This is a genomic window from Trichlorobacter sp. (assembly GCF_030247655.1).
Classification (GTDB): domain Bacteria; phylum Desulfobacterota; class Desulfuromonadia; order Geobacterales; family Pseudopelobacteraceae; genus Trichlorobacter.
The window spans coordinates 1-5,699 of record NZ_JAOTRZ010000195.1; the positions used below are offsets into that span (position 1 = coordinate 1).

3 protein-coding genes are annotated in these 5,699 nt (G+C 48.6%); all 3 read left to right on the forward strand.

The annotated features are described in order from the left end of the window. A partial coding sequence (locus OEL57_RS13505; RefSeq protein ID WP_300741121.1) for a PAS domain-containing sensor histidine kinase occupies positions 1-1,513 on the forward strand: 1,513 nt, incomplete at its 5' end. Beyond that, complete coding sequence (locus OEL57_RS13510) at positions 1,501-5,415, forward strand: PAS domain S-box protein (protein ID WP_300741123.1); 3,915 nt, start codon at positions 1,501-1,503, stop codon at positions 5,413-5,415. The genes OEL57_RS13505 and OEL57_RS13510, both read left to right, overlap by 13 nt. Beyond that, the coding region (locus OEL57_RS13515) for a PAS domain S-box protein (protein WP_300741125.1) at positions 5,415-5,699 on the forward strand (285 nt) is incomplete at its 3' end. The genes OEL57_RS13510 and OEL57_RS13515, both read left to right, overlap by 1 nt.

Sequence of the window (5,699 nt, forward strand, 5' to 3'; positions counted from 1 at the left end):
TGTTAACCCGCGCTTCAGCCTGACAACCGGTTATACAGCTGATGAAGTCATGGGCATGAACCCTCGCGTATTGAAGTCCGGTGATATGCCGCCAGAGGAATATCGTGAACTGTGGCACACCATTACCAGTGGCAAGGAATGGCGGGGAGAGTTCCATAACAAGCGTAAGGATGGCACCCTCTACTGGGAAGCTGCTTCCATTTCACCGTTAACTGATAAAAATGGGGTAATTATTGGTTATTTGGCGGTTAAGGATGATATTTCTGAAAAGAAAGCTGCGGAGTTCCTGATGATTGAGCTGTTTCAACAGGTAGAAACAGCCAAACAGGAATGGGAAAATACCCTTGACCATCTCCGGGATTTTATCATTTTAACTGATCCTGAACATAGAATCAGGCGCTATAACCGGATTTTGATGGAGATGACCAGTTTGTCCGATAGCGATCTGGTGGGTAAGGATTGGCGTGAGCTGCTACAGGAGATGGGGTTCAAATTCATCAACTTTAATGCCAGCTCCGGTGAGCTGCTTCATCTTCGCTCCAGCCGTAGTTATGACATCAATGTGTATCCCATCAAGACAGATAGTGACCATATCCAGGGTTTTGTGGTCTCCCTGAATGACACAACTGAACTGCACAGTACCACCCATGAACTGGAAAAAGCACTGTCAGAACTGGAGGATGCACAGTTGCAGATTTATCAACAGGAAAAAATGGCCTCCATTGGCCAGCTGGCAGCCGGTGTGGCCCATGAAATTAACAACCCGATGGGATTTATTACCAGTAATCTCAGTAGTCTGGATAAATATGTCAGCCGTTTGTATGAATATATCGGTGTGGTTGATCTGGCCATGCAGGGCTGCTGTGATGGTGCCTTGGCAGAGCCGGTGCATGAAGCCCGCAAACGGCTAAAGATCGATCGTATTTTGGATGATGCCCATCAGTTGATAGCAGAAAGCCAGGATGGTGCAGGGCGGGTACGCAGGATTGTACAGGATCTGAAGAACTTCTCCCGTGTGGATCAGGCTGAAACGGCATTGATTGACCTGAATGAGGCACTTGAAACCACCATTAACATTGCCTGGAATGAGCTGAAATATGTCGCCGAACTGAAGCGGAAATTTGGTGGGATTCCCAAGGTAAAATGTTTCCCCCAACAGCTGAACCAGGTCTTTCTGAACCTGCTGGTCAATGCTGCCCTCGCCCTTGGTGAGACCCGTGGCGAGATTACGGTGCAGACTGAACAGCAGGAAGATCAGGTGCTGGTCAAGATCAGTGATACCGGTTGTGGCATGACTGCTGAAGTGCAGCGACGGATTTTTGAACCATTTTTCACCACCAAGGAGGTGGGTAAGGGGACCGGTCTCGGGCTCTCCATCAGCTATGACATCATCAAAAAACATGGTGGATCAATTGAAGTACAGAGCGAAGTAGGATATGGCACCACCTTTACGGTGCGGTTACCGGTACATGGACCCTGTGGTGAAGAGGAACAACCACCATGCAAAAGCTAGCGATAGTGCAGCGATCTCCTAACGGTTTTCTGAGCCGGGTGACAATGGGGCTTGTGCTCTTGCTGGTTGTGGTGAGTCTGCCTGCAATCTACAGCCTGTCACATAGCCGGATCAAGGCTGAACAAGATGCAGATACGCAGGCCCAAGCCAAGACCCTGATGCTGGGGCAGTCTGTTACCTCAATACTTGGCAGGGTTGATTATGCCTTGCAGATGGTGTCTGAAGAGGTGGTGCGGTATACACAGCAGAGAAGCACTGTACAGGAGTTGCAGGCTTACATTGAACGTCAATTTAGTCGTGTATCTGAACTGGATAGTCTGAGGATCAGCGATGCCCAGGGCAGGGTTGTGCAGGGAAGTCCAGGTAGACCTGTACTTTCAGTCAGTATGGCGGATCGCGACTATTTCAGTTACCTGCGGGACCATCCTGATGCAGGGATGGTACTATCTAAGCCAATTATCGGTAAGATCAGCGGAAAATGGGTAATTACCTGTGCCCGGAGAATCAACCTGCCAGATAAACGTTTTGGTGGCGTGGTCTACGGTGTGTTGACCTTGCAGCAGTTTCAAGAACTTTTTTCCCAGATTGAGTTGGGGGAGCAGGGCAGTGTCTCTCTGCGGTTTGCTGATTTATCACTGATAGTCTATTACTCCCCCCTGCAAAAAAAACGGGGCTCCTATGTCAGCGGCAGCAAAGAGGTCTCTTCAAACTGGCAGCAGAAACTGGCTAAAGGTGAGACGAACAACGGAAAATATCATGGCGTAAGCGCTGTTGATGGTGTGAAACGTATCTACTCCTACCGTCTGCTGCAGCCGTATCAACTCTATCTGAATGTGGGGCTGGCAGCGGATGATTACCTGGATGCCTGGCACAAGGAACTGCTGCTGACGTCGTTTGCCCTAGTGTTCTGCTGGGCCGGTGTACTGCTGCTGATACGTCAGATGTACCATCACAAACGCCAGACAGAGCTTGAGAAGTTGGTGCAGGAACGGACCAGAAATCTGACTGATACCACCCATGAACTGGCTCAAAATGAAGAACGGCTGCAGGCGTTACTGGATATCAGTGAGTATCAGACCTCGGATATCCAGGGGCTACTGGATTATGCGCTTGAAAAAGTCTTAGATATTACCCGCAGCAAAATCGGTTACATCTATCACTATCATGAAGACAATCAGGAATTTGTCCTGAATACCTGGTCAAAGGAGGTCATGCCTGCCTGTATGGTGGCAAATCCATCAACCATCTATAAACTGGAGAAAACCGGTATCTGGGGTGAGGCGGTGCGCCAGCGTAAAGCTATTATGATCAATGATTTTGATGCACCGGATGACCTGAAAAAAGGCTACCCGGAAGGCCACGTTCATCTGTCCCGTTTCCTGACTGTACCGGTGTTTGATCTGCATCAATCAATTGTGGCGGTGGTGGGAGTGGCCAACAAGGAACTACCCTATACAGAACGGGACAGTCAGCAATTAAGCCACTTGATGGCAGAGGTTTGGCGAATTTCCCAGCGTATTGAACTTGAAAAGAAGCTGGTTAATGCTGGCCATGAATGGCAGGCCACCTTTGACGCCATCAGTGACAGTGTCAGCCTGATTGACCGTGAAATGCGGATTATACGCTGTAACAAGGCCTGCAAGCAGTTCTTTAATCGCGAATTCAAGGATATTATCGGGCGTTACTGCTGGGAGGTCATTCATAATTCAGATGGCCCGATTGAAGACTGCCCCATGCTGCGCAGCCAGCAAACCCGCAAGACCGAGAGTCAGCTTGTTTTTCAGGGAAATCGCTGGCTGCATTTAACGGTTGACCCGCTAATGGATGAGCAGCATGAGGTTACCGGCGCGGTGCTTATTATTCATGATGACACTGAGCGGGTTGTGGCTGACCAGTCTCAGCGGGAACTGCTTTCAATGCTTGAGGCGCTCCATAATGAGCTGTATGTCTTCAACCCGGACACCCTGTTGTTTGAATATGCCAACCAGAGCGCCCTGCAGAACCTTGGCTACAGCCTGTCCCAACTGAAAACAATGACGCCGCTTGCTATCAAGCCGATGATGAACAGGCATCAGTTTATGCCTATGATTTCTGTACTGCTTACTGGTGATCTGCCGTTACTGCGTTTTGAAACAATTCATCAGCGTGCCGATGGTACAAGCTACCCGGTGGATGTGAACCTGCAGATGGTATCCACCCATTCCGGTCGTCGTTGTCTTGCGGTTATTCATGATATTACCGAGCAACATCAGCATCGAGAGGCGTTGCGGGCCAGTCAGTCGCTGGTAGAATCCATTATGAATTCACTGAAAAGCACTATTGCGGTGCTTGATGAAGACGGGTTGATCATTCGGGTAAATCCGGAGTGGAGCAGCTTTGCAACACAAAATGGCGGATCTGCTGAACTTATAGCCGGTGTTGGTCTTAACTATCTGGAGGTCTGCCAGCGGGCTGCTGTTAACAACAAAGAAGTTGAAGAGGTACTGACAGGTCTCATCTCCGTACAACGTCGCTTACAGCCTGTCTATTCAGCTGAGTATTCCTGTCACAGCCCAAACGAACAACGCTGGTTTATCGTGTATGCGGTTCCTCTGGAAAATTCAACAGGCGGGATCGTGCTGACGCACCTGAATATCACCAGCAGAAAGCTGGCTGAAATCGCATTGGAAATTGAACGGGACCGGCTGGAAATGGCATCTGTGGCTGGCAATATCGCTCTCTGGGATTGGGATATGCAAACCGGCTCCCTGATCTGGTCAGATGCTGTTGACCGGATGTTGGGGGCAGAACCTGGATTTCTTACCCGAACGATTACTGCTTGGGAAGAAATGATTCATCCAGATGATCTTGAACGGGTCAATCAGGCACTGTCCAGTCATATAGAGCACCATACACCCTATGTTATTGATTACCGGGTTCGCAACAGTGATGGCAGTTACATGGACTGGCATGATACTGGTCAGGTCTACTTTGATCCTTCTGGAATGCCGATCAGAATGTCCGGCGCCTGTATTGACATAACAGCTCGAAAAAAAGATGAAATGCAAATCCGTGAACTGTATGCCCAGCTGCTGCAGAATGAAAAGATGGCATCAATCGGTCAGCTTTCTGCCGGTATTGCCCATGAAATCAATAACCCGATGGGCTTTATTAACAGTAATCTGGGTACCCTTGAAAAATATGTGGATAAATTTGATCGCTACATTACCACCTTGGAGCCGTTGGTACAGAACTGCTGTACTGAACAGCAGCAACAATCTGTGCAGACCCTGCGTAAGGAGTTAAAGCTTGATTATGTGTTGCGGGATATCCGGCAACTGCTTGAAGAATCAGCCGACGGTGCTGGCAGGGTGATGCGGATTGTGCAGGATTTAAAGACCTTCTCACGCAGCGATACAGCCCAGATTGCCAGGGCAGAGCTGCATCAGTGTATTGACAGTACCATCAATATTATCTGGAACCAGATCAAGTACGTTGCTGAGCTGAAAAAGGAATACGGCGATCTGCCCAAGGTGCCCTGTAATATTCAACAGATTAATCAAGTATTTATGAACCTGCTGGTAAATGCCTGCCACGCTATTCAGGAAAAACAATCAGATGAACTTGGAGTCATCACAGTACGGACCTGGTCTGACAGCGACAATGCCTATATTGCAATAGCTGACACCGGTTGCGGCATACCTGATGAAGTGCGACGCAGGATCTTTGAGCCGTTTTACACCACTAAAGAGGTGGGCAAGGGAACCGGTCTGGGACTTTCCATCAGCCATGAAATCATCAAAAAACATGGCGGAGAGCTGATGGTTGCCAGTGAAGTTGGAACAGGTACTACATTTACGATTCGATTGCCATTAAATCAATTGCTATCCAGTCGCAATCCAGCTTCAGCAGGGAGTTGTTGATGAGCCCAACCGCTTACATCTACCGCATTGTTGCAGACTACTCGACTGATCTTGTCTATCTGCTGTTGCCTGATGGCTCGATCGGCTATGTTTCACCAAACTGCGAGTTGCTGACCGGCTATACCAAGTCTAAGCTTAAAACAGATCTAAATATATTAAAAAAAATTATCTCGCCGGACAGCTTAACAATATGGACTGAACATGTAGCCATGCACCAACAGCGGCTGCTGTTGCCAAACAGTATCAACATCAAGCTGCTTGATCATAATGGTGACGAACATTGG